This is a genomic window from Corallococcus sp. AB030, from assembly GCF_003668965.1.
Lineage (GTDB): Bacteria > Myxococcota > Myxococcia > Myxococcales > Myxococcaceae > Corallococcus > Corallococcus exiguus.
On the sequence record NZ_RAWQ01000172.1, the window covers coordinates 1 to 24507 of the forward strand.

Annotated in this window: 19 protein-coding genes and 1 pseudogene; 7 read left to right on the forward strand and 13 right to left on the reverse strand. The window is 68.8% G+C overall.

All coding sequences use genetic code 11. From position 1 onward, the window contains the following. Positions 1 to 168 precede the first annotated feature (168 nt). The gene (locus tag D7Y15_RS31905) at positions 169 to 546 is read left to right on the forward strand and encodes a hypothetical protein (protein WP_233605168.1); all 378 of its coding nucleotides are present in this window, start codon (positions 169 to 171) and stop codon (positions 544 to 546) included. Between the two features lie 13 nt (positions 547 to 559). Here the strand turns inward: D7Y15_RS31905 and D7Y15_RS31910 are convergent, their stop codons facing one another. From D7Y15_RS31910 to D7Y15_RS31925, 4 genes are all read right to left on the reverse strand, one after another. Next, complete coding sequence (locus D7Y15_RS31910; protein WP_121754939.1) at positions 560 to 1078, reverse strand: GFA family protein; 519 nt, start codon at positions 1076 to 1078, stop codon at positions 560 to 562. A 49-nt stretch (positions 1079 to 1127) separates the two neighbouring features. Then, entirely contained in the window at positions 1128 to 3599 is a 2472-nt protein-coding gene (locus tag D7Y15_RS31915) for a PQQ-dependent sugar dehydrogenase (protein ID WP_121754940.1), read from the reverse strand. A gap of 144 nt (positions 3600 to 3743) precedes the next feature. Next, positions 3744 to 4397, reverse strand: a complete 654-nt coding sequence (locus D7Y15_RS31920) for a hypothetical protein (RefSeq protein WP_233597243.1) — start codon at positions 4395 to 4397, stop codon at positions 3744 to 3746. Positions 4398 to 4411: 14 nt separating this feature from the next. Further along, a complete protein-coding gene (locus D7Y15_RS31925; RefSeq protein ID WP_233597244.1) occupies positions 4412 to 5209 on the reverse strand; it encodes an endonuclease/exonuclease/phosphatase family protein in 798 nt (265 codons plus the stop codon). A 326-nt stretch (positions 5210 to 5535) separates the two neighbouring features. Between D7Y15_RS31925 and D7Y15_RS31930 the strand changes: the two genes are divergently transcribed. Further along, positions 5536 to 6825 (forward strand): hypothetical protein, encoded by a 1290-nt coding sequence (locus tag D7Y15_RS31930; protein ID WP_120579059.1) that lies wholly within the window; start codon positions 5536 to 5538, stop codon positions 6823 to 6825. 95 nt (positions 6826 to 6920) lie between these two features. On the opposite strand, the gene D7Y15_RS31935 is transcribed toward D7Y15_RS31930, so the two are convergent. After that, positions 6921 to 7559, reverse strand: coding sequence for a glutathione binding-like protein (locus tag D7Y15_RS31935; protein ID WP_121754941.1), 639 nt, complete (start codon positions 7557 to 7559; stop codon positions 6921 to 6923). Between the two features lie 108 nt (positions 7560 to 7667). On the opposite strand from D7Y15_RS31935, the gene D7Y15_RS31940 reads away from it, so the two are divergent. Next, complete coding sequence (locus tag D7Y15_RS31940) at positions 7668 to 8594, forward strand: LysR family transcriptional regulator (RefSeq protein ID WP_121754942.1); 927 nt, start codon at positions 7668 to 7670, stop codon at positions 8592 to 8594. Positions 8595 to 8839: 245 nt separating this feature from the next. Further along, positions 8840 to 9340 carry an Ig-like domain-containing protein gene (locus D7Y15_RS44900; protein ID WP_233605169.1) on the forward strand — a complete coding sequence of 167 codons (501 nt, stop codon included), beginning with the start codon at positions 8840 to 8842 and terminating at the stop codon, positions 9338 to 9340. A 117-nt stretch (positions 9341 to 9457) separates the two neighbouring features. Here D7Y15_RS44900 and D7Y15_RS31950 read toward each other — a convergent pair whose 3' ends face one another. From D7Y15_RS31950 to katG, 5 genes are all read right to left on the reverse strand, one after another. Beyond that, positions 9458 to 11857: a M20/M25/M40 family metallo-hydrolase gene (locus D7Y15_RS31950; RefSeq protein WP_121754943.1), complete on the reverse strand. Its 2400-nt coding sequence runs from the start codon at positions 11855 to 11857 to the stop codon at positions 9458 to 9460. A 157-nt stretch (positions 11858 to 12014) separates the two neighbouring features. After that, a complete protein-coding gene (locus D7Y15_RS31955; RefSeq protein WP_121754944.1) occupies positions 12015 to 12644 on the reverse strand; it encodes a hypothetical protein in 630 nt (209 codons plus the stop codon). Further along, on the reverse strand, positions 12641 to 14140 hold the full coding sequence (locus tag D7Y15_RS31960) for a hypothetical protein (RefSeq protein ID WP_121754945.1): 1500 nt from the start codon (positions 14138 to 14140) through the stop codon (positions 12641 to 12643). Before D7Y15_RS31960 ends, D7Y15_RS31955 begins: the two co-directional genes overlap by 4 nt. 18 nt (positions 14141 to 14158) lie before the next feature. After that, entirely contained in the window at positions 14159 to 14449 is a 291-nt protein-coding gene (locus tag D7Y15_RS31965) for a hypothetical protein (protein WP_121777272.1), read from the reverse strand. 126 nt (positions 14450 to 14575) lie between these two features. Beyond that, entirely contained in the window at positions 14576 to 16768 is a 2193-nt protein-coding gene (gene katG / locus D7Y15_RS31970) for a catalase/peroxidase HPI (protein ID WP_121754947.1), read from the reverse strand. Between the two features lie 179 nt (positions 16769 to 16947). On the opposite strand from katG, the gene D7Y15_RS31975 reads away from it, so the two are divergent. After that, a complete protein-coding gene (locus tag D7Y15_RS31975; RefSeq protein WP_121754948.1) occupies positions 16948 to 17730 on the forward strand; it encodes an endonuclease/exonuclease/phosphatase family protein in 783 nt (260 codons plus the stop codon). 53 nt (positions 17731 to 17783) lie between these two features. Here D7Y15_RS31975 and D7Y15_RS31980 read toward each other — a convergent pair whose 3' ends face one another. From D7Y15_RS31980 to D7Y15_RS31990, 3 genes are all read right to left on the reverse strand, one after another. After that, complete coding sequence (locus D7Y15_RS31980) at positions 17784 to 18113, reverse strand: hypothetical protein (protein ID WP_120579068.1); 330 nt, start codon at positions 18111 to 18113, stop codon at positions 17784 to 17786. Positions 18114 to 18240: 127 nt separating this feature from the next. After that, entirely contained in the window at positions 18241 to 21114 is a 2874-nt protein-coding gene (locus D7Y15_RS31985; RefSeq protein WP_148712918.1) for a hypothetical protein, read from the reverse strand. A 102-nt stretch (positions 21115 to 21216) separates the two neighbouring features. Further along, positions 21217 to 22227 carry a methyltransferase gene (locus tag D7Y15_RS31990; protein ID WP_121754950.1) on the reverse strand — a complete coding sequence of 337 codons (1011 nt, stop codon included), beginning with the start codon at positions 22225 to 22227 and terminating at the stop codon, positions 21217 to 21219. 342 nt (positions 22228 to 22569) lie between these two features. Here D7Y15_RS31990 and D7Y15_RS31995 point away from each other — a divergent pair, with 342 nt between their 5' ends. Then, a complete protein-coding gene (locus tag D7Y15_RS31995; protein ID WP_121754951.1) occupies positions 22570 to 23874 on the forward strand; it encodes a hypothetical protein in 1305 nt (434 codons plus the stop codon). Positions 23875 to 24207: 333 nt separating this feature from the next. Next, positions 24208 to 24507 (forward strand): annotated as a pseudogene (locus D7Y15_RS32000) (ISKra4 family transposase); the annotation flags it as partial.

Here is a 24507-nt window from a genome sequence, read left to right on the forward strand (position 1 = left end):
GGCCCATCCCGCCCTGCCCTCGCTCACCCTCCTCTTCGCCCTGCTCCTGCCGCTGTCCTACGCCGGCTATGAGGCGCTCGTCGCCCGACTGTGCCGCCAGCGCGCTACACTTCCCGGCGCCGGAGTGAGGTGGACATGGCGCCGCCAGGCCCGTCGGGAGGATGCACCGTGACAGTCGAGCGCGACCTCAACGAAGCGCTGCGCGCCTCCCGGGTGGAGCTGGATTCGGAGGCGGGCTTCGAGGAGCTGCTGGAGCTCGTGGAGCTTACGACCGGGGCCAAGGTGATTCGCACGGAGGAGTCCCTGCAATTCCTCACGTTGGATCAGCCGGGGCCGGAGGTGATCCACAGCGGGACCCTTGGCGAGCGCGGGCTGGCGGCCTGGGAGGCACCGCGACGGGATGCGCGGGGCCTCACGTTCTACGCCAACTTGAAGCGGCCGGACGGCGCGGACTTCGTGCGCATGCAGGTGGAGCTGTCCACGCGGTCGCTCTCCATCGAGGTGATTGACGAAGGATGGTTCGAGATCGCCGCGTATCTGGGTTGAGGGGGCCGCCGGCTCAGCGCTTCATCAGCATGGGCAGCCACGCGAGGAAGAGCTTCGTCATGAACCGGACCGACAGGAAGCTCGCATGGTTTGGAACATCGTTGGGGAGCTCCACGCCCGCGGGCTTGTACCGGGTGCAGGTGCGCAGCGCCAACGGGGGCACCTCGCCGGTGAACCGGTTCCGGTAGACCGAGAACCAGTGCGGCCCCGGGCCCATGTCCATGAACATCCCCGAGTTGCAGCACGTGGCGACGAGCCGCTTCGTCGCTGAAGCGTCCTTGAGCTTGAAGCCCGACAGGAGCGACTCACCTCGGGAGACGCGGAGACGGTCCTTCCGGTAGAGGAGGAAATCCGTGCCGCCCAAGGGGCCGCGAGGCGACGGCGCGTTCGGAAGGGCCTCGATGCGGCGTCCCCCCTCCTGGCAGTCGTCGCAGTAGCACTCGACGTGGATGATGGGCGGCCCCCGCCCCTCGAGTTCCACCTGTCCACAGGCACAGGTGGCGATCCGGATGACGTCGTTCTTCTCGGGCATCCGCCTCCTCTATTCCGACGGCGGCGCAATCACGAGCGCTTTCGCCGGGCTACCGGAACCACCCGAGCCCGGCCACCGCGTCACCGTCGTGCTCGTAGTACTCGACGACGACGGTGTGCTCACCGGCGCGCATCCAGCGCGCCTGCATGTAGTTGGTGGAAGATTGGTCCTTCCAGCCATTGATGATGCGGCTGCCATCCACGAAGACCCGGATGCCGTCATCCGCCTGGGCCAGGAAGAAGTACAGGCCCGTCGCGAAGTAGAACCGCCCCGTCCAGCGCACGGAGAAGTCATCCGGGCCCACGCCCTCCACGGGGCTGCCCGCCCACCAGTAGTTCGAGAGCGGTGCCCCCTCGCAGCGCACGATCCCCGGGACGCCCGCCAGCTCCCGGTTGGCGAAGTACTCCGCGCGGTACTGCCCGGCCGGGCACTCCGCGGGAGCGACGGATTCGAAGGAGGCCGTGACGCTCACGTCCTCCGTGCCCACCAGGAGGGTGTGCTCCGCGGCCCCGCCGTTGGACCAGCCGACGAAGCCTTGGTTGCCCTGGGGTGACGGCGCGAAGAGCGCGTGCGAAGAGCCCGCGACCACGGAGCGCACCAGCGGTGACGGGCTGGCCGTCCCGTCGAACACCACCTCCAGCCCGGGAGGCGACGTCTCCAGCGTCACCTGCACCTTCAGGGGCAACAGCGTCACCATCCGGCTGCCCGTCAGCCCCGCGGAGTCCGTCGCGGTCAGCGTCAGTTGGAAGCGCACGTCGTCGCCATGGTCCGGGATGGTGAAGCTCCCGCCAGGCCCCTGGCCTTCGCCATAGGGATGGGAATGACACGCTCCCGGCGTGCAGTGCACCAGCGTGAGGGTCCACGCCATCCGGTCACCCGGGATGGCGCCGTCCTCCGCGTCGCTCGCCGAGCCCGCGAACGTCACCACGTCCCCCACCTTGAAGCGGAACGTCTCCGACGGCGCGTGGATGGACACCACCGGCGCCAGGTTCCCCACGGAGATGCGCACGGAGGCCGTGTGGCTGCCGCCATGTCCGTCGCTGACGGTCAGCCGGGCCACATGGAGGCCGGCCATCTCGTACAGGTGCTCCGGGTTCGCCACGCCTGACACGGAGTTGCCGTCACCGAAGTCCCACACGTACTGGAGCGTGTCGCCGTCCATGTCGCGGGAGCCGGCGCTGGAGAAGTACACCCGCAGGGGCGGCCCGCCTTCGCGCGGCGTCGCCGAGGCCACCGCGACCGGCGGCGTGTTGTTGGCCGGGTAGCGGATGCGGCGCAGCTCCCCCGCGAGGATGTCCACGAAGTGAAGCTGGGAGCCCGGCCCGCTGCTCAGGTCGACGACGCCGCCCGCCTCGGTGGCGAAGGGCGCCACGCTGTCCGGCACGAGCTGATCATTGGCATCCACCCGCAGCATCCGGATCCATTGCTGGGTGTAGTCCGCGAAGAAGTAGGCACCCCGCCACTGCGCCGGGAACGCCGGGTCCTGGATGAAGGCGCCGCCCGTGGATGTCTGGCCCTCGGCATGCGTCCAGGAATACAGCGGCGGCCGCACCGCGTCCGGCCCCTTGGCATACAGCGCCTGGCACACGGGCTTGGGCTCATAGCCGCGCTGGCGCCCCGGCCCCTCGTAGCAGGGCCAGCCGAAGTTCGCGCCGGGCGTCGCGACGTTGATCTCCTCGTGGTCGCCCCAGCCGACGTCTCCCACGTAGGGCGTGGCGGTGCCGGGCCGCAGGTTGAAGCGGTAGGGATTGCGCAGCCCCAGCGCCCACACCTTCGAGCGGTTGTCCTGGCCATTCCCGCTCCAGAACGGATTCGACGGCACACCCGCGCCGGTGCGCGAGACGCGCAGGACCTTGCCCGCCAGCGAGTCCGGGTCCTGCGCCCGCAGCGCGTCGTCATCCACCGCGTCAAAGCGGGCCCCGTCCCCCAGCGACACGAAGAGGGTGCCATCCGGCGCGAACCGGACGTTGCCCACGGAGTGCGACGCGCTGTCCGAGGGGATGCAGTCCGAGCCGGGAGGAAGGTCCTTGCAGGAGCCGGCCACCGCGGTGCCCAGCAGCACCGACTCGCTGTCAGGCGAGGCCGTGTCCCCTACCGCCGTGTACCGCGCCAGGCGCCCCGTCTTGGGCCCGTCGTCGTCCGTGGCGTCGTCGTCGTAGGTATAGAGCAGGTAGACGTAGCCGTTCTGCGCGAAGGCGGGGTCCACCGCGAGCCCCAGCAGGCCCCGGTCATGGTGGTTGTTCACCCGCGCGCTGACGTCGAGGAAGGGCGTGGCCACCAGGGCGCCGTCCTTGACCAGCCGGACCACCCCCGCCTTCTCCGCGACGAGGATGCGCCCATCCGGCAGGTGCGCGAACGTCGTGGGGTAGTGCAGGCCTCCCACCACGAGTTCGGACGAGAAGCCTCCCGGCAGCGCCCGCGCGGCGGGCCCTGGAGCCCTGGCCCCCGCCAGCAACACCCAGCCCAGCCCGAGGCAAAGACAGACGGCGAATGGATCCGGCCAGCGGCGCGGCAAGGACATGGGCCCCCTCCAACGGGTGCGAAAAGAGTGGGCGCAAGCTGGTGCCTCCACTCCTTCCCGCCATCCGTCCCGGGGCCATGGACCGCTGTCACCTTACGCTCGCCACCCCAGCCGAAGAGGGCCGAGCGCTCGCGGCCTCCCACGTCAGCGACGGGAGGTGCGCCCCCAGCGGAGCGTCAGTCCGGCATGACCCGTCGGCTGACGGCGGCCGTCCCTCACGTCGAACGGGAGCTCGATGCCGCCCTCCGCTCGCAGCTCGAGCGAGGGATTCAGCCGGTACGCCACGCCCAGCGAACCCCCCGGCGCGACCATCAGGTGCGAGCCGCCGAGCTTGCCCTGGAAGACGGTGAGCGGGCCCGCGAAGGCCCCCATCAGTGAAGCGCCCCCGGTCAGGGTCCACCTGGCATTGAGCCGATAGTCGACCAGCGTCTGGCCTCCCAGACGGAAGTTGACGGGCTCCGTGCCGTTGTTGGTGACGGGCACGTACCAGACGCCCGCGCTCGGGGCGACCGACACGGTCCAGGGTGAGCGCTCCATGAGCCGATGCCGGGTCCCGAGCTCCAGGCCCAGCAGGGTGAGGCGTCCGCCCCAATCCCAGTTCTCGCCAGCGCCCTTGCGGAACGTGAGCTCGGGGTTGGGCAGATATGCCCGCTCCCGGCCGCGCTCGAAGGCAATCGTGTTCACGGAGACGCCCACTTCGGTCGTCCCCACCGGCGTCGTCGCCGCGCCCAGGTTCCGCGCGCCGCTCAGACAGCCGGGAGCGCAGAGGAGCAGCGCACCCATCCACAGGGCCCGCATGAAAGGCCTCGGCGTCATTGCGGCCATGCGAAGCGCACCCAGACCGGTTGGTGGTCGCTCCCGGAGGGACGCTTGTCCACGCCGCGCGCCACCGGAGTGAGCCCCCGGGCGAAGACCGAGTCGAGCGGCAGTCCGCCGATGACGGAGTCCACGGTGTCCCCCACCCCTTCGGAGGCCCACTGGAAGCCCCACTGCGAGAACAGCTTCACGGTCTGCGTCAGGCTCCCCGGGTCGGAGGTGTTGAAGTCGCCGGCGATGACCTGCGACTGCGCCGCGCCGTCGACCGCCTGGATGACGGTCTCCGCCTGATCCAGCCGCGCGCCCAGCCCGACGATGGGGGTCGCACCGTGCACGGAGACCACCTGGAAGGGAGTCCCCCGGATGTCCACCGTCGCGGCCACCCCGATGCGGTGTTGCTGGTGATACGGGTCGTCGTGGGGAAGGTTGATCTTCTGGTCCGCGGTGATGGGCCACCGGCTCAACACCGCGTTGCCGAAGTCATCACCGTCCTTGGCCACGGAGGCGGGGTAGTACACGTAGGACATCCCCAGCTCCCGGGCGATTCTCTCCACGGCGGGAGCGTCCATCTCCTGCATCGCGATGACGTCCGCCTCCGAGAGCGGAGGGCTCGACAGGGACGCAACCGCCTCGGTGACCTGCTCGGCGAAGGCGAGGTTGTACGTCACCACGGTGACCGAGGAGGGGTCCTCCACGGCGACGGGTTGCACGGGCCGGAAGTCCCCGCTGTAGCGAGGCCCATCCGCGTCGGAATAACCCGCCATGATGGGGCACCCGGTCAGGAAACCGAGCATCAGGAGCGCCCCCAGCCAGACGGCCGGGCGTGCTTTTTCGCATCGCAAGGACTGACTCATTCCGGCAACGAACGCCGCGCAACCCCCAAGACTTCCATGGGGATGAGGCCAATGCCTGCATGCTCGGGAGGGGACACAGTTCACCATTGGCTGGTGCGCACGCCTACCCTCCCCGCGAGCACGGCCTGGAATGCGCGCGCCAACTCTCGCGCGAGACCCGGGCCCCGTATTCGCGCTGGCCCACTGCCTCTATCTCTTCGCCTCGCGTGGCAGGCCGAAACCTTCCGCGCCCGCCGTCCTACCCGCGGTACCCACGAGGCAGCTGAATGAATCAGGAACAGTTCTCCATGCAGGGGCAGCAGATGTTCGCCGAAGCCCTCAAGGCTCGGATCGTCGACGCCGTGCACGAGCGCGTCGTGTCCGGCCTGGAGGAGCGGATCGGCTCGGAGATCCGCGAGCGCGTCGGCGACGCGATTCGCGGTGCGGTGCGTGAGCGCATGATGAACATGCCGCAGGGGGAGGGGGCCGGGACGCAGTTCGACACGGAGCAGATCGCCGAGGCCATCCACAACCGCCTCACCGACGTCATCCATGAGCGCGTCGTGAGCGGCGTGCACGAGCGCGCCCGCGAGGTGCTCCGGGAGCGGCTCGGCGAGGCGCTGCGCAGCGCCCTGGCCGAGAACTGGATGAGCATGCAGCAGGGGCACGGGCACTTCGACCCGCAGCGCATCGCCGAGCGCGTGCGCATCAAGCTGGAGGACGCCCTGCGCGACCGGCTGGGCACCGTCGTGCGCGAGCGCGTCCGCGACGCCATCCGCGAGCGGCTGGGCGAGGCGCTGCGCTCCGCGATGTCGGAGCGGAGGATGGGCATGGAGGGCTTCGGGATGGACCCCGAGCGCATCGCCGACACCCTCCGCACCCGGCTCGCCGACAACGTGTCCGAGCGCATCCACACCGTCGTGCGCGAGCGCATCCGTGAGGCGCTGAAGGAGCGGCTGACGGACATGCTGCGCTCCGCGCTGTCCGAGCGCCGGGTGCAGATGGGCCAGATCGACCCGGAGCGCCTCGCGGACACCCTCCGCGACCGCCTCGCGGACACCCTCCGCGAGCGCGTGCAGAGCGGCCTGCGTGAGCGCGTGCGCGACGCGCTGCGCGAGCGGCTGGGCGACGAGCTGCGCGCCCGGATGAGCGAGCGCACCCAGGGCGTGATGGGCTTCCAGCCGCAGGGCGTGGGGATGATGGACCCCGAGCGCATCGCCGAGGCGCTCCGCGGGCGCCTGGTCGACGCGCTCCACGAGCGGCTGTCCAGCAACCTCCGCGAGCACCTGCAGGAGGCGCTGCGCGACCGGCTGGGTGACGCCCTCCGCGAGTCGCTGGGCGCCGTGGGCGGGATGGGTCACACCATGCGGGGCGGGTTCGGGGAGCAGCACATGGGCGGCTACCAGGCGCAGGGCCCGGGCCCGGTGGACACGGAGAGCCTCGTGTCCGCCATCCGCGAGCGCGTGGGTGAGGACCTCCGCGAGCGCATGGCGAACATGGTCCGCGACCGCGTCGCCGAGGCGGTGCGCAAGGAGCTGAAGAACGGCCCCGGCGGCAACCAGCCCCTGGCCTCCTGACGGGCACCTCGCCCTGGATTGAAAGCTCCCTCCCCTCCTCCATCGCTTCAGGAGGAGGTGGAGGGAGTTGCCGTCCGAGGACCGCGCCACCGCCGTCACGGACGCGGCTGGCGCTTTTCGAGCTGGGCCATGTAGAGCTTCCGCTCCTCGGAGAAGGCCTTCGCGACGCTGGGCCGCTCCAGCATGCGCGCGAAGTACGCGCTGAGCGCGGGCCACTTCTTCAGGTCGATGGGCGTCGCCACGCTCCAGCCGAGCACCGTCGCCAGGTACGCGTCCGCGACGCTGAAGCGCTCCATGAGGAACTCACGTCCGGTGAGGTGCTTCTCCAGGTAGGCGAGCCGGCCGGTCCCCTTCTCCAGCGCATAACTCCGGGCGCCTTCGGTCGACGACGCGTCGAGGAGCGGGGAGAACGTCGCCTTGTGCAGCTCGGTCCCGATGAAGGACAGCCACTGCTGGAGCCGCACACGCCCCCGGCTGTCGGCCGGCGCGAGGTCCGCCTGGGGCAGCGCCCCGGCCAGGTATTGCAGGATGGCGGCATTCTCCGTGAGCACGTCCCCTTCGTCGGTGCGGAGCGCGGGGACGAGCCCGAGCGGATGCACCTCCAGGTAGTTGCTCCCATCGAGCGTGCGCTTCGTCTTCGAGTCGACCTCGATGTACGTCGCCTCCGTGCCCGCCTCGTAGAAGCAGATGCGGGTGGCGGCGGAGCAGGACAGGGGAGAGAAGTAGAGCTGCATGGGATGTCCTCCAGGACGTCGAGCGGGGGCCTTCGCGGCAAGAAGCGAGGGCCACTCTCCGCCTCCGGATGGGATGCGTCCAACGCATCGTTGGCATAGACTCGATGCATGGAAGACATTGCCCCGCCCTCCCCCCGCCTCGACGTGCGCGACCTGCGCGTGGTGCTGGCCCTGGCCGCCGCCGGAACGACGGCCAGGGCCGCGGCCGCGCTGCACCTCACGCAGCCGGCGGTGAGCCGCGCGCTGCTCGCGGCGGAGGAGCGGCTGGGCGCGCGGCTCTTCGACCGGACCCCGCGCGGGCTCGTGCCCACGCCAGCAGGGCAGGAGCTCGTCGCGGGCGCCACGCGGATCCTCGTGGAGCTGGGCGACCTGGAGCACCGGGTGCGCGCGCCGGTGGCCCCGTCCATCCGCCTGCGCCTCGTGTGCGAGTGCTACACCGCCTATCACTGGCTGCCGTCCGCGCTGGTAACGCTGCGCAAGAGCCTGCCGGGCCTCCACCTGTCCCTGGCGGTGGAGCACACCCAGGACCCCGTCCCCGCCCTGGTGGCCGGAGAGCTGGACGTGGCGCTCCTGACGACGTCGACCGTCCCTCGCGCCGGGCTGGAGAGCCGGCCGCTCTTCTCCGATGAGATCATCTTCGTGGTGTCCGCGTCGCACCCGTTGGCGTCCCGCCGTGCGCTCACCCGGGAGGACCTCCGCGAGCACACCGTTCTCACGGGGCAGACGCCCGCGGCGGAGTCGCACTGGTTCATGACGCAGGTCTTCGGCCGCGAGCGGCCCCGGCTCCGCGTGGAGCGGCTGCCACTCACGGAGGCCATCCTCGACGTGGCCCGCGCGGGCCTGGGCGTCGCCGTGCTCTCCGAGTGGATCTCCACCCCGCACCTGGGCAAGGGCGACCTGGTCGTGAAGCGGCTCGCGTCCGGGCCCTTGCGGCGGCCCTGGCGGATGACCTGGAGGAAGGAGGTCGGAGACTCCGCGCTCCGCCTCCTCGCCGCGCTCGAGTCCACGGTGCCTCGGGGACTCGCGGTGGGGTAGCGTGCCGTGGCTGTCCACAGCGGTGCCACACCACTCCCAGAGGTGTCTATGATTGACTTCGTGAAGAAGGCGGGAAAGACCTTGCTCGCCGTTGCCACGGGCGCTGTCTTGTCATTCAGCGCCACGCAAGCCCTTGCCACGCCTCCCGATGCTCCGGCGCCGTATGAATGTTCCGCCTGCATCGAGCAGTGCATCGAAATGGGCTTCAGCTCTGGCTGGTGCACCCGCACGGAGTGTTACTGCCATTGAGATTCTCCGGCGGCCCGGTGGCGCCCTCCGACTTCGTGCGCGACAACCTTCCGCGGTGGGCGGGACAGGACGCCACCACGCGGACGCTCGTAGCGCGGCTGCTCGAAACGTGGCCAACGCTGGCGGACACGCGGGTGCTGGGCAACCGCTCCTACTCGCTGGCGCTTCGCGCCACGGACAACGCGGGCAACGTCCAGACGAGCACCCGCAACCTCATCGTCGACAACCAGCTGCCCACGTCCATCCTCACCTCGCCCGCCAACGGGGCGGTGGTCAGCGGCAATGTCACGCTGACGGCCAACGCGAGCGACACCCAGGCGATGCTCCAGGTCGTCTTCGAGATCGACGGCGTGTCGACGTACTTCGTCGGGAGCAGCCCGTACACCCGGACCTGGAACACCGCGGGCCTGTCGGGCACGCACACGATTGTCGCCATTGCCTACGACCGTGCGGGCAACAGCCGGCGCAGCAACGCGGTGACGGTGACCGTGCCCTGAGCTGAGTGAGACGGGCATCCGCCCTGCGCGGATGCCCGGCCTCCGGGTGAGACGTCGTCAGTAACCCTGGTCGGCGGGACACCAGTTCAATGACAGGCATCCGGGATTGGCTGCCGGTCAGGGCATGGGGCCGGGAGCGACCTCCGCTGCCGCGGCATCCAACCGCAGCGTCCGCGTCACCCGCGTGCCCTCGTCCAGGCCCTCTCCAAAGGGCACCGGCATGCTGTCCTCCGGGCGCGCGGGCAGCCCCTGCGTCACCGACGCAGGCACCGCGTAGGTGTGCTCGCCCACCCTCACGGTGGGGCTGCCGCTGGCCGTCAGCTCCAACTCCAGGTCGAAGCCGTCGGCGGACGGAACCCAGTAGCGAAACAGCACGCCCTGGGCCGCGTTGCGAGTCCGCAGCGTGTCGCCCGGGGTCTGCTGGCCCGCGAGCCGCGCTGAAAGCACCGCGTCCCCGGGCAACACCTGCACGTCCACGAAGGCCGCGTCCGGGCGGGACGGGGTGATGTGGAGCGACACCTTCCGGCGCCCACCCTCCCCTGCCTCCAGCCGCGATTCGACCGCGGGCCCCCGCACGTCCTCCCCTGGCGTGGGCGCTGGCGCGTTCCAGAACGGGCCCTTCACCTCCGGCAGTGCGTCCATGGCCTCCCGCTTCGGGTCGCCGCCCAGGTACGCGCGCGTCCAATCATTGAGCACGGGATCCGAGGACACCCAGCGCGCCGTCCTGGCGTCCGCGTCCACCAGATACAGCAGGCCCGTGGGGCGCGGGTTTCGCGCGTCGAAGCGCTGCCCCACGGCGAGCGACACCAGCAGGCCCAGGCCCAGCAGCGCGGCCCCGCCCGAGACCCACGGAAGCCCACGGCCCGCCAACCACAGCCAGCCCGGCGCGAGTAGACAGATGCCGAGCATCAACAGGTCGGAAGGCACCGCGGCCCGCTCCAAAGGCAACACGGTGTAGAAAGTGGCCAGCACGTTCGGCAGCAACAGCAGGAGCGGCAGCGCCGCCAGCCCCCACAGCGGCACGTGCCATCGAGGGAGTGGCTCCGGCCCCCGGCCTCCCAGCCACAAGAGCAGCAGGACCATGCCCGCCAGGGGCCAGAGGAACAGCGCGCTCGCGCCCGGCAACACGATGCTCACCGCGATGCAGATCACCGCCCACGGCACGCATCCGCCCGCCGCCAGCTCCATCACCGGCGCGCGCCGGCGGAGGTACAGCCCGACGCCCATCGCCGCCATCACCCACAGCACCACCGCGAGGATGAAGCGCGAGTTGTCCTGCGTCTCCGACCGGCTGAGGGCGCGGAAGCCGGGCTGGAGGGCGCGCAGCAGCGGCCACGCGAGCCGCGCGAGGCTGCTGGCCAGGAAGCCCACGAGCATCAGCACCACCGACTCCCGCAGCACGGCCCACAGGCGCAGCTGCTTGCGCTGGCGCGCTCGGAAGATGGCGAACACGAACAGGCCGCCCCAGACAGCCGCCAGCGGACCGGCCCAGGACCGGGGGTAGTGGACGCGCAGTGGCCCCACGTTGAAGAAGATGAGCTCCTCGCCCTCCGGCACGGACGCCTCGCGGGAGATGCGCCGGGTGAGCGCGAGCAGCGTGTCGCCCTGCTGCTGGAGGAGTCCGTTGGAGACGGCGTCCACGGTCTCCTTGCGTGAGTGGTAGGCCTGCGTGCCCTCCACGTTGGCGAAGTTCAGCCCCTGCCAACCGCCCTGCCGCAGCGCCGTGAAGTCCGTGGCGTTCTTCATCCGCTGATACACGGCCGTGAAGAGCGAACCGGCCCCGACGTCCGGGGCCTCCTCGCCAAGCCTGCGCACGAGCCAGCCGCCGCCCGGGGAGACCTCGAACATCAGGAGCGGCCCCGCGTTGCCGCGCGCGTCCACGTTGAGGACCACGCCCGATTCGCGGGCCCAGGGGTGCGAGGCCGCGAAGGCCGTGCTGCCCAGCAGGTGCTGCTCCTCCGCGTCCGTGAAGAGGAACAGCACGTCGCCCGCGAGCGCCGGCCCCTGCTGGAGCGCCCGCGCCACCTCCAGGATGGACGCGACGGCGGCGCCGTTGTCGGACGCGCCCGGCCCCGTGGGCACGGAGTCGTAGTGGGCCACCAGCATCACGGCCGTGCCCTTCGCGCCGTCCTTCGCGCGCAGCCGGCCCACGACGTTCTCCACGTTCGCGGCGGGCCGGGGGATTCCCTGTTCGGGCGCGAAGACGGGCTCGCGTTGGATTTGTGCCTCCGCGCCCAGGTCGCGCAGGCGTGCCTGCAGGTAGTCCCGCACCGCCGCGTGCCTCGGCGTGCCGAGGGCGTGGGGTTCAGCACCAATGAAGCGCAGGTGTTCCCGGGCGCGTTCGGCGGAGAACCGCTCCCCGGGCGCGGAGGCGGGCACCGGCTCTGGCAGGGGGCTTCCGCGCAGCACCAGGAGGATCACGCCCAGGCCGAGCACCGCGGTCACCCACCGTGCTACCGACGACGCGCGAGAGGAGGCACTCCGGTCCAGGCCCGCGGTCGGGGCGGTGTCGCTCATGTTTCAATCCTTCAAGGGCGCCCACCCGTTCGGGGGCCGCGGGGGGTTCGCGGAGTCCCCGTCGAAGGGGGTGTCCATCGCGCGGGCACTCTACGTCACCCGGAATCCGGCGGACACGCCGCCGTGGCCGGCGGAAGGCACTGCTGCGCCTCCGTGCTCAGCGCTTCCGAAGCCACGAGAACAGCGTGGCGCCGCGCCGCTCCAGGTCCTGGCCCTGAAGCGGATTCTGCGCCACCCATTCGAGGTAGCCCTCCAGGTCGCCCCGGGCCTCCTCCAGGGAACGGCAACCGGCGACCACGTCCAGCAGGGCCTGTTCCGCTCGCTCGACGTGGCTCTGGGAGGAGTCCGACAGCTCTTGCACGGTCGTGTCCTCGATCCCAAGCGCCGCCACCGGTGCAAGGGATTCCACGCGAGGCTTCGCACCGGGCGTGACGAAATGAACCCGCTCGGTGGGACCCTGGACCTCGAACTTCACCAGCCCGGTCGGGAGCGACTTCTTCCGGTACACGAAGTATTCGAGTCCGCCCCCCTTCGGAGGCCACTGCGTCGGCAACACGGGAGCAAGCTCCGCGCCCACCATGCCCTGCCCCAGTTCCTCACGCGCCTGATCCGCGAGGGCACCGGCGGGCCTGGGTGAGGCGCACGTGTCGTCCATCGGTTTCATCGATTGCGCTCCCTTCGCCTGCTCCGGCGCCTTCTGACGCACGTCCTGCTTCTGCGTCCGCTCCGCACACCCGAGGAGCGGCAGCACCCACAGGAGCCGTGCGACGAATGATGCGAGCCTCATACGTTCTTCACGAGCTTCTTGCGCTCAGCCTCGGTCTTCTTGCGGAGATCGTCGGTCGTGAAGCTGGAGGGATACTCCCCCGCGAAGGCCAGGAAGTCCGTGTCCTTGACCGAGGCCTTCCGCGCCTTATTGTTGAGCGCGGTGAGCAGCTCATCGGCGGTGGGCTTCATCACGGTCTTGTCGAGGTAGGGATCCATCACGTACCCGAGCTTTGGCGAATTCTTGGTGATGGCGTCGCGAAGGTTCCACACCTTGATCTCTTCCCCCTTCTTCACGCGGGTGTTGTTCGCGGCGGTGGCAAGGGTCTGGACCACCGTCGCCACGTCCAGGTTGTAGACCACGAACGCATGGTCGATGTTCGCGTTGCCAGTGAAGACCGCATGGGAGACCTGCGCCCCAGGGGACTTGATGATGTCCGCGAGCACGGAGAATGAAACCTGGGCGTGCTCACCGCAGTGCCCGGAACCATATTGCAGCGCCAGCGCCGCGCTCTTATGGACGTTGAACCCGTAGGTGCTGCCAATCTCCCGGAGGAAGCTGACCGGCGATGACACCCATGTCGACTGGTGCAGGGTTCCAAAGAGGTCGGAGAGCAGCCGCTGGTGCCGTTCCGTCTTGAGATCCTCTCGTGCCTGGCCCCAGTGGTTCGCGGTCACCACCAGGCCATCGATGTCGTCTCGAAGATCCGTGGCCAGCACCACCGCGCTCTTTCCCTTGTGGCGGCTGACGAGGCCGGCACGGAACTGCTCGCCGCGGGCCATGTCCGTGTAGTTGACCAGGTAGGCCATCACGTTCTGTCGCCAGAGCTTGATCTCCGGCTTGCCGGAGGCCGCGTCGGTCCCCAACCGGGCGATCTTGGACCAATCCATGGCGACGAGCTTGCGCATGGCTTCCCTGCGAACGGCGTCGATGCCCGTCAGGAAGTCCAACTCGAAGGTGAGCGTGACCGCTGGCGGCTTGCCCGCGGGCCCCGGCTTCACGTCACTCTTCACCAGACGGCACGGCAGCGCCTTCAACGACTGGGTCGCCGTCTTGTAGCCGATGGTGATCTTCCCGGATGGCACGGCGTGGGTGAAGGTATCGAGGATGGCCTTTGAATCGCTCGGGTTCGCCAGGTTGTTCGAGGCGGGCCCGGTGAGGGTCATCTGATCCAACAGCGCGTCGAAGAAGCGCGCGTAGGTGAAGGTCAGGTCGATGGTGCAGTTTGCCTTCGTCCCCGCGGCGACAAGGTCCTCGAGGCCGAGGCCCGAGGTGGGCGCGGTCGTGAAGGTGTTCAGCGTTTCGTTGAAGAACCGCTGACCCTTCGCCGCCTTTCGAGTCAGCGTGAGGGTCTTCGCGCTCGTCGCGGCCGTGATGGTGAATTCGGTCACCGACTCGTTGGCGAGCGTGTACGGGAACTTCTTGAGGGTCGTGCTGATGGCGTTGGCGACGGTCTCGCCTTGCCACGTCAGGATGACCGCCGGGGACAGGTTTCCAGGGTAGTTGATGATGCCCATGACGGTCTTCCCTCCCGCTCACACCAGCGGATCCGTGTCGACAGACGCGGGGACCTCGGGGGGCCAGATTCCTTCGGTTCGGTACGTCAAATCGAACGGCTCCAGGAACGACCAGGGATCCGAAGGGTTGACCGGCTTGACCACGGTCATCTGCGTCTGGAAGGAGTCGGCCAGGACATCCACCCCCGGCGCCGGAGGCGTGGCGTCCACGAGCTGGACCACCGACACGCGGGCCTGGTCGTTGAACCTCGACCAGGGAGTCGACTTCTCGCGAGGAGTGGACTCGAGCGCGGCGAGACGGTCCAGCATCCACTGTGGCTTGTCATGAGGCATCACGTGGCTCCGTCAGGCGGAAGGCGCGGATGCTCGAACCTACACGCATCGGGCAGTGCCGTGCGAGGGCCCGGAAACGCGAGGTTCCGGGCCCTTCGTCGCTTAAATCGTCTTCTTCCCCGGCAGGTCGAAGCGGTCCAGGTTCATCACCTTGGTCCACGCGGCGATGAAGTCCTGCACGAAGTGCGCTTCGCCGTCGCGGGCCGCGTAGACCTCCGCCAGCGCGCGCAGCTGCGAACTCGAGCCGAAGACGAGGTCGGCGATGGTCGCCGTCCAGCGCAGGTCGCCCGTGGCACGGTCGCGGCCTTCGAACAGGTTCGGCGTCTTCTCCGAGCGCTTCCACGCGGTGCGCATGTCGAGCAGGTTCACGAAGAAGTCCGGGGTCAGCTTGCCCGGGCGCTTCGTGAACACGCCGTGCTGCGTGTGGCCGTGGTTGGCGTCCAGCGCGCGCAGGCCGCCCACCAGTGCCGTCATCTCCGGCGCGGTGAGCGTGAGCAGGCTGGCACGGTCGATGAGCGCGGCGGTGGTCGTCGCTTCGGCCCCCGCGCGGACGTAGTTGCGGAAGCCGTCCGCCGCGGGCTCGAGCACCAGGAACGACTCGACGTCGGTCTGCTCCTGGGACGCGTCCATGCGGCCCGGCGTGAAGGTCACGGCGACCTTGTGGCCGGCGTCGCGCGCGGCGGCCTCGACGGCCGCGGTGCCGCCCAGCACGATGAGGTCCGCCAGAGACACCCGCTTGCCGCCGCGCTGCGAGCCGTTGAACTTCTGCTGGATGGCTTCGAGCTTGCCGAGCACCTTCGCGAGCTCGGCGGGCTCGTTGGCCTCCCAGTCCTTCTGCGGCGCCAGGCGGATGCGCGCGCCATTCGCGCCGCCGCGCATGTCGCTGCCCCGGAACGTCGTCGCCGAAGCCCAGGCCGTCTTGACCAGCTGCTGCACCGACAGGCCGGAGCCGAGCAGCGCGGCCTTGAGCGCGTCGATGTCCGCGGCGTCGACCAACGGATGGTTGGCGGCCGGAATCGGGTCCTGCCAGAGCAGGTCCTCCTTCGGCACCAGCGGGCCCAGGTAGCGCGACCTGGGACCCATGTCGCGATGGGTCAGCTTGAACCAGGCGCGGGCGAAGGCGTCCGCGAACTTCGCCGGGTGGGCCATGTAGTCGCGGGAGATGCGCTCGTAGACGGGGTCGAAGCGGAGCGCCAGGTCGGCGGTGGTCATCATGGGCGCGTGGCGCTTGCCGGCCACGTGCGCGTCCGGCACGGTACCGTCGCCGCTCTTGCCCACGGGCTTCCACTGCTGCGCGCCGGCCGGGCTCTTGGTCAGCTCCCACTCGTAGCCGAACAGCGTCTCGAAGTAGGTCATGTCCCACTTCGTCGGCGTGGGCGTCCACGCGCCCTCCAGGCCGCTGGTGGTGGCGTGCTCGCCGACGCCGCTCTCGTAGGTGCTCTTCCAGCCCAGCCCGAGCTCCTCCACGTTCGCGCCCTCGGGTTCCGAGCCGACATGGTGCACCGGGCCGGCGCCGTGGCACTTGCCGAAGGTGTGGCCACCGGCGACGAGCGCGACGGTCTCCTCGTCGTTCATCGCCATGCGCGCGAACGTGTCGCGGATGTCGCGGGCGGAGCCGACCGGATCCGGCTTGCCGTTCGGGCCTTCCGGATTGACGTAGATGAGGCCCATCTGCACGGCCGCCAGCGGGTGCGCGAGCTCACGTTCGCCGCTGTAGCGCTCGTCGCCCAGCCAGGTGGACTCCGGGCCCCAGTCAATGGAGTGCGGCTCCCAGATGTCCTCCCGGCCGCCGCCAAAGCCAAACGTCTTGAGGCCCATGGAGTCCAGCGCCACGTTGCCCGTGAGGATCATCAGGTCGGCCCACGACAGCTTGCGGCCGTACTTCTGCTTGATGGGCCACAGCAGGCGGCGCGCCTTGTCCAGGTTGCCATTGTCCGGCCAGCTGTTGAGGGGCGCGAAGCGCTGCTCACCGGAGCGCGCGCCGCCGCGGCCGTCGAAGATGCGGTAGGTGCCCGCCGCGTGCCACGCCATGCGGATGAAGAACGGGCCGTAGTGGCCGTAGTCCGCCGGCCACCAGTCCTGCGAGTCGGTCATCAACGCGTGCAGGTCCTTCACCACCGCGTTGAGGTCGAGCGTCTGGAACTCCGCCGCGTAGCAGAAGTCCTCGATCATCGGATCCGACAGCGAGGAGTGCTGGTGCAGCATCGCGAGGTTGAGCTGGTCCGGCCACCACTGCGTGTTCGTCCGTGCGCGACGGGGGCCGTGCGCGACGGGGCACTTCGATTCGTCGTTCATGCGGGTCTCCTGGGCGGGGGTGCCGTGTACCGAAACCGTAGGTCGGCGTCGCGATCGCCGGATTCCGGCCCTCCGGTTGGGTTTGACGGCCGTTCGCTACCGAACCCAACTTCCGCGCCGAGCGCCTGTGGCGGACGGTTCGCTCATGGCAGCATGGCGAGGACCGGGAGACCCTGCCCATGACGGTGGACCTGCGAATCGCCTCGTACAACATCCTGGCGGATGCCTACATCAAGCCCGAGTGGTTCCCGCACACGCCTGCGGACCTGCTCCGGCCACGAAGCCGCCACGCGCTGCTGACCCGCCGCATCGTGGGGCTGGACGCGGACATCGTCTGCCTTCAGGAGGTGGAGCCTGACAGCTTCGCCGCGCTCCAGGATGCTCTGGAGCCGCACGGCTACCTGGGGGTGATGGCCCAGAAGCAGCAAGACCGCCCCGAGGGCTGCGCGGTGTTCCACCGCCTGGGAACGAGTCTGGGCCACCGGGCCCACTACTTCAGGGACCGGCTGGAGGACGGACGCATCTCCGGGCACCTGGCCCTGGTCGTGGACTTCGACGTCGGCGGAGAGCGGCTGCGCGTGGCTTGCACGCACCTGCGCTGGGACCGGACTGACAGACCGGTGGAGCAACACCAGGGCATGCAGGAGGCCACCGAGCTGATCGACGAACTGATCCGCAAGGACCCGGAGGCCTTGTGGGTCGTGTGCGGTGACTTCAATGCCCGGCCCGGAGAGCCGCTGGTCCAGGCGTTCGAAGCGGCTGGACTGCGGGATGCCTACGCGGGGCGGCATCAGCCGACCTGCAACGCGAACGGCATCCCCAAGTCCATCGACTTCCTCTTCCATTCAACCGCGCTGCGAGCCCAACCCGACGCGTTGCCAGCGCTGGAGGAACAAACGCCCATGCCCTCGGAGCAAGAGCCCTCCGACCACCTGCCCATCTCCGCGCGGCTGCTGCGCTGATGTGCCGCTGCAGATGGGCGCCCCCGGAAGAAGCGCCCATCCGCCGTGGAGCCTCAGTAGGCGCTGAAGCTCGCGAACTCGCCCGGGCGGAACGACCGCAGCGTGCCGAGCCAGATCTGCTGGCCGGTGCAATCCGCCGTCCGGTAGGCGATCACGTTCTCGAAGTTGCTCCACCCCACCAGGGTGCCAGCGGTGGCCGGGAACGCATGGCACTGGCCGTCGGGGACCGGGAAGTTCGCCACGGGCGTCACGAAATTGCCGCTGTAGAACGTCAGGCCCGACTCCCAGTCGGTCGCGGACTCGGCGAACGCGGCACTGGATGAGATGGCGATGCCCGCGACGGTGGCGACGGCAAGAGCAGCACGAAGAGCGGTTCTGCGCATGGCGATATCCTCCCAAGACTGGATTGTCTTTGAATCAGAGAATATCGAGAATGACTTGCAATATCGAGAAACCTGATCACACCCACAGTAGGTCCGCTGAAGCGGATCAGCAGACATGCTTGATGCGCTACTTCAGGTTGGCGATCTCCTCCGGGGGGAGCTGCCGGTAGCCCGGCAACTTCGTGAGGTCCACGCCGGGCTTGAGGATGACGTGCTCCATCGTCCCGTACGGATCCTGGAGGATGTCCTCGGGGCGGATGCGGACCTCGATGACGATGCGCTTCGTCGCCTGGTCGCGACCCGCCTTGAGGCCTGGCGCCTGGTTCGCGTACGTCAGCGCCGCGCTCTTGCTGTCGCTGAGCATCTGCCCGCCCTGGGCCCCCTTGTACGTGCCCTGGAGCTGTGCGCCCTCCTGGACGCGGATGCCCCGGTAGAAGACGGCTTCGTTGCCGCCGAACTTCTCGCGGAAGAGCCGCTGGATCTCCTTGGGATCCGTTACCACCCGGCCGACACCGACCTTCGCCTTGCCCGCCACGTCGCGGACCGCGTTGGACATGACGACGTCCGCCGAGTCCCGCCCCACCTGCCGCTCCAGCAGCGACAGCAGCGCTTCGACCTGCTTCGGGTCCTTGGACGCCGCCGCGGCGAGCAACGCCTCCGGGGAGCCGAAGGCCTCGCGGAGCACGGAGTCCTTCAGCCTCCCCAGCGTCGCGCGCACCCGGGCATCACCTCCGGCGTCCTCCACCGAGCGCAGGTAGGCCGCGCGCAGGGCCGAGCCGTCCACCTCGTCGTTGGCGTACGCGCGCATCACCTTGCGCAGGTCCGTCACTGCGGTGTCGACGCTCTTAGTGCCCTGGGTCGCGGCCTGGGACAGGCCCCGGCGCTCTGAGTCCACCACGCGCCGGGCCAGCGCATCGCTCACGTCGGGCAGCGTCTTCAGCTCCTTCTCCAGCTTCCCCAGGTCCTTCGCCTTGGACATGCGGAAGGCCTTCACGGCGTCCAGGAGCGGGCCCGCGGCGGCCAGGTCGAAGCCCGTCTCCACCACGGCCATCACCACCTCGGCCATGGACGGATCATCCTTCAAGAGGCCCGCCCCGTGGGCCGCGTCCTGCACCATGTAGTCCTGCGCCTTGCGGACCACCTGCGCGGCGCCAATGCCACCCGCCAGGATGATGGGCAGCACCGCCGCGCCCCCGGGGATGAGTCCGACGGCGAGCCCCATCGCGGACAGGCCCAGGTCGATGAGCTTCTCGTTGCGCTGGATCTCCGCGCCCCGGTCGTTGATGACCAGGTCCTGCACGGAGCCGGGCTGGATGCCCTGGAGCTGCTTGGAGGATTTCATCAGCACGTCGAAGCCGTAGATGAGGCTGGGGTCCTGCTCGATGTTGCTCCGCGTCTTCTGGATGTCCTGCCGGCGCGTCGCGAGGTGCTTCTGGATGAGGGCCTGGATGCCCTCCGGACGGGCCTGCACCAGCGTGCGCAGGTCCAGCTTCTCGTCGCGCAGGAGCGGGTGGTCTCGGGCGATCCGGTTCGCCTCCTCGCGCGCCTGGGCTCGGAAGGACCGCGCCTCGTTCCTGGACTCCTCGGCCTGCCGGAGGAGCTGCGGCGGTTGCAGGCGCGGCGAGTCCACGGCGCCCTGCTTCAGGGTGGCCGCCATGGTTTCGGCCTCGACGGCCTTGGCCTCGTACTCGCGCGCCTTCGCCAGGCGCTGGTAGAGGTCCTGGGCCACGGCCGGGTCCTGGTACTTGTTCTGCAACTCGTAGAGCGAGTGGTCGGTCCGGGCCATCAGATCCTTCGCCACCGACACGGTCTCCTTCTCGAAGGAGGTCCGGTAGTCACTCAGCAGGCCCCGGAACTCCTCGATGCTGGAGATGCCGTGCCGCTGCAGCTCCGAGGCGAGGTTGGCCCTCATCCCATCCAGCTTGTTCAGATGCTGGGTCAGCTCGTTGGAGTCCTCCGCCGCCAGGGCCGGAGGGTTGTTCGTCCGGTAGTCGTACGCCTTGAGCTCCTCGTAGAGGGCGGCGGTCCCTTCGAGCCGCTTCGAGTAGCCATCGAGCGCCTCCAACCCCTGGAGCCGCTCCGCGCGGTCGGCCCGGTAGGAGTCGATGGACTTGTCCAACGCGGCCCAGTCCGACGTGGTGCCGGTGGTCTTGCTCAGGTAGTCCGCCAGCTCCAGCGGGGACAGCTTCGACAGCGCCTCCGCGGCACGCAGGGCGGACGCGTAGTCCTTGGGCGCCGGTGCGCCCTCCTTGAAGAGGATGTCGCGCACGTGCGGAGGCACGTTCTTGAAGAGCTCCTTCGCGAGCAGGTCTCCCTCGATGTTCTTCAGGTAGGCCTTGTCCTGGGGCGTGCCTCGGTAGATGCCGTTCGTGCGCGACTCGAACTCCTTGTTGGCCTCGCTCTTGAGGCGCTTCTTGTCGCCCGGCGGCAGACCATTGAGCAGCCCGTCCACGGCCTTCTCGTCCTTCGGACTCAAGGGCTTGAGCGAAGCGTCCGTGACGTTGATCTCGTAGAAGGCTCCGTTGCGAATGGCGTCCGTGATCTCAGGCGTGCCGTTGGTCCAGCCCACCTCCTTGGCGGCCACCATGGCCTCGGCGCGCGTCCGGTCCACGCGGTTGTACTGCATGGCGAACTGGACGAGCAGCTCCCCGGGCGTGAGCCCCTTGCGCTGCTGGGCGGACAGGCCGGTCAGCTTGATGCGGAACGGAATGGAGACACCGCCGGCCTGGGGCGTCTTCTGGACGCCGCCGGTGCTGATGGCGCGCATGACCAGGGACGACGACGTCGGGGCCTCGGAGAGCGGAGCGGCGGGAGCCGTCCCCGTGAGGTTGGGGCCTCGCGACGTGGGCGCGGCGGCGAAGCTGTCCCGGCTCGCGTAGGAGAGCGGGGCCCGTTGCGCGGGCGCGGGAGTGGCCGGGCGGCTGGAAACCGCCGTGGGCCCCGTCCCCGGCGACGTCGGAGCGCGGAAGGTGCTGGCGGCGGTGGTGCTTTGAATCCCCATGGTGTGCCCATCCCCCTCGACGAGCGCGAAATCCGCGCCCACCAGAGGGATGTCACCCCGCTGAATTCTTTTGCATTTCCCCGGCGAAAAACCGCCGGCGCCCTACCCCGCCACGGCCTCCACGATGCTGAGCGCGGCGGGCGTGGGGATGACGCGCGAGAGGCGCAGGCCCGCCTGGGCGAAGAGCTTGCGGAAGTCCTCCTCGGTGCGCTCCCGGCCCGGGAGCGAGGCCAGCATCATCACGTCGAGCACCTTGCCCCCGTGCGGCGCGCTCCCCGGTGGAATGACCGTGTCCACGACCAGCACCCGGCCGCCCTCGGCCATCGCGCGGCGGCAGTGGCGCAGGATGTCCGCGCACACCTCATCGCTCCAGTCGTGGAGGATGCGCTTGAGGACATACGCGTCCGCGCCGGAAGGCACCGTCTGGAAGAAGTCCCCTGCCACCAGCTCGCAGCGCTCGGAGAGCCCCTCCGAGGCGATGCGTGCCTCGTCCAGGACGTGCTGGTGGTCGAAGAGCACGCCCCGGACTGACGGCGAGGAGCGAAGCACTTCGATGAGGAAGCCGCCGTGGCCTCCCCCCACGTCCACCACCTGGCGGCAGGCGCTGAAGTCATGGCTTCGGGCGATGGGGCCGTTCTCCAGGTCGGACAGGCTGGACATGCCCCGGTGGAAGGCGGCGCCCGCCGCCGCGTTGCTGGCGAGGTGGTCGAAGAAGGGCTTGCCGAAGATGCGCTCGAAGGCGTTCGTCCCGGTCCGCACCGTCTGCGTGAGCGCGCCGGTCGGTGCCCAGAAGATGTCCTGCGTGAGCATCAACACCGCGCTGCGCAGGGAGCCGGGGGCCTGGGTGCGCAGCAGGTCGGACGCGGGGGTGAGCGCGAAGTTGCCATCACCGTCCTCGGAGAACACGCCAGCGCTCGCCAGCAGCCGCAGCACCCGGTACAGCGACGCCGCATCCGCGCTCACGTCTTCCGCGAGCCGGGCCGCGCTCTTCGGGCCCTGCTCCAGGTGGTCCGCCACCCCCAGCTCCGCTGCCGTGGCCAACGCGCCGGAGACGATGAAACCAAAGCCAAGGTCGACGATGAGCTGCGCCGGATGGACGGTCGGTGAGGTCATCTCCGGGTCGTACTCCCGGTCAAATCCAGACGTCAATCCACCGGAGGAAAAGGCGGCGCCGGCCCGAGTGCTTCAAGCGTGCAAGGTGTCTTCGAGGGTTGAGTCTTCACCTGGGTCCCCATGGGTCATTGCTTCACTTGCATTCCCATGCCTCGTATTGAGCACACTGGCTGCTCAGCGGTGCATCCTGGATTTGCAATGAAAAGACTGCCAACATCCAGGGCCGTGCAATGCACTGCCGGGACTCGATGGCGCATGAGGTGGCGACGGACCCAGAGCAATTGCAGCCAAGCAATGCGACAGAGCGGCGTTGCCGTCAGGATTGAAGGATAGGGGGAGTGTATGCCTGCAACCCATCACCTTGCCGTCGTGGCTGTTGACAAGCGGGGGGTCGCGCTCACGGTGCGCACCGTGACACTGACGTCGGGCCTGTCCGTGAGACGGGCCGTTGTTGCCGCAGACGGCGCGCGCTTCGCGCTGAGCGGACTGAACCCAGGGAAGCACGAGGTGTGCCTCTCCTTTTCAGACCGGCCGGACTTCGTCCTTCCTCTTACCTTCGTGAAAGAGGCGGACGGACCGGTGCCCACGTTCTCGCACCCTGCTCCCTTCTGCTGCCCGACCATTCGAAAGACTGTCGAATCCGCCAAAGGCACGGCGAAGACCGTCTTCACCTTGACCCTTACCCTGGCCAAGGTCCACTCCGAGGTCATCCTTGTCGCAGGGTGGGACTACAGTGGAGGTGCGAATAACGTCGCCTACTGCGAAAGCTACCGCGAGGATCTCTACGCGGGGACCACGCATAGGACGGGGACGAAGAAGACCATCCCCAAGCGAATTGACGATACCACCGTCGTCACTGTCTTTGACTTCAAGTCCGGAGAGCGGAGCCGGGCTGTGAAGAGCGCATCCGGATGGTTTGAAGTGGATCGCGTACTCCAGGGAAAGGTGAAGACGCATCTGGGAAAATTCAAAGTCGCGGCAAACGTGCAGAAGCGGCACGACGACGATTCCATCTCCATCAGGCACATCTACGACTACGTTAGCGAGCTTTGCACCAGGGCGCCGGGGGCGCTGCGGGAGTTCCACATCTTCTCGCACGCATGGGCAGGTGGGCCCCTCCTCGTCGAAACCTACGAGGACGCTGCGTACGAGACGGTCGTGCACCGGGACCCTCGTGACAAGGACCCCCGGTTCAAGGACTTCGCCCCTGTCAACATGCCTCGACTGAAGGACTTCAGGGCAGCCTTCGCTGCCGATGCCATCGTCAAGGTCTGGGGCTGCCTGGCGGTCGATGATTATCGCAACCTGGTTCGCGCATTGTCCCTGGTCAGGACTGACACTGAGAAGGTCACCGTTCCCGCTTTGGATGGGACCATGACTCCCATGGCGGCCGCGGATGCGAAGAAGTACCTTCGGAACGACATCCTGAAGTTCAACTACATATCCAAATTGTCCGCTGCTCTTGGAGGCCGCGTGAAGGTCTATGGTGCGCCTCCCGGAATGGGAGCTAATCTCCGTGCCATTCCTGTCGGCAAGAAGGTCTTCAATTACATGTACGTGGATGGCGCTACATATAAGCGCGAATACGACTTCTTCAAGAAGACCATGAGATTGGTGATCGATGACACCGGGTATCTCCTTTTCTGATTCCGGCACGCGGATCAGGCGGGTTCAGGCGTGGCTGCGCGTGGGGATGGCCATGGTGCTGCTCCTGGCTGTCCCGGCCTGTCAGGAGCCGACCCGGGGTACCGGGGCGGTGGGACACGATGGCGGGGCGGGGGGCCGTATGGATGCCCCCGCCCTGCCCGCGAGAGAACGCTCCCCGACTGTGCTAGCGCAGCCGACGGCCGGTGATGGGCAAGGCGGGGTCTGGATCCAATCCTGAGCGTTGGATGAGTTGACAGGCCATCGAGCGGCCGTGGGCCTGTTCATCGGCAGGGTGCGAGACGTCTGGAGGGTTACCTCGACGGAGGAGTACTCATGCCGAAGGTGACGCTCGATGTACCGGAGGAAGTCGCGCAGCTGCTCAAGGCCATGGAAGCGAAGCTACGGCGGGAGGCCGAGGTGGGGAAAAGCTTCGGGAAAGTGGACCCGGACGGCGCGCTGGAGGCCATCGACGAGGCAGCCGAGGCGCTGCAGCGCGATGCGAAGCGGAGGTTGCTTCGAGGCTACGACGTCGACGCCCCCCGTCTCCAACTCGCAGGCCAGGTCCACGCCCGGGTCGGCCGGTACACGGCGACGTACAAGACGCGGCAAGGCCCCGTCGAAATAGAGCGAAGC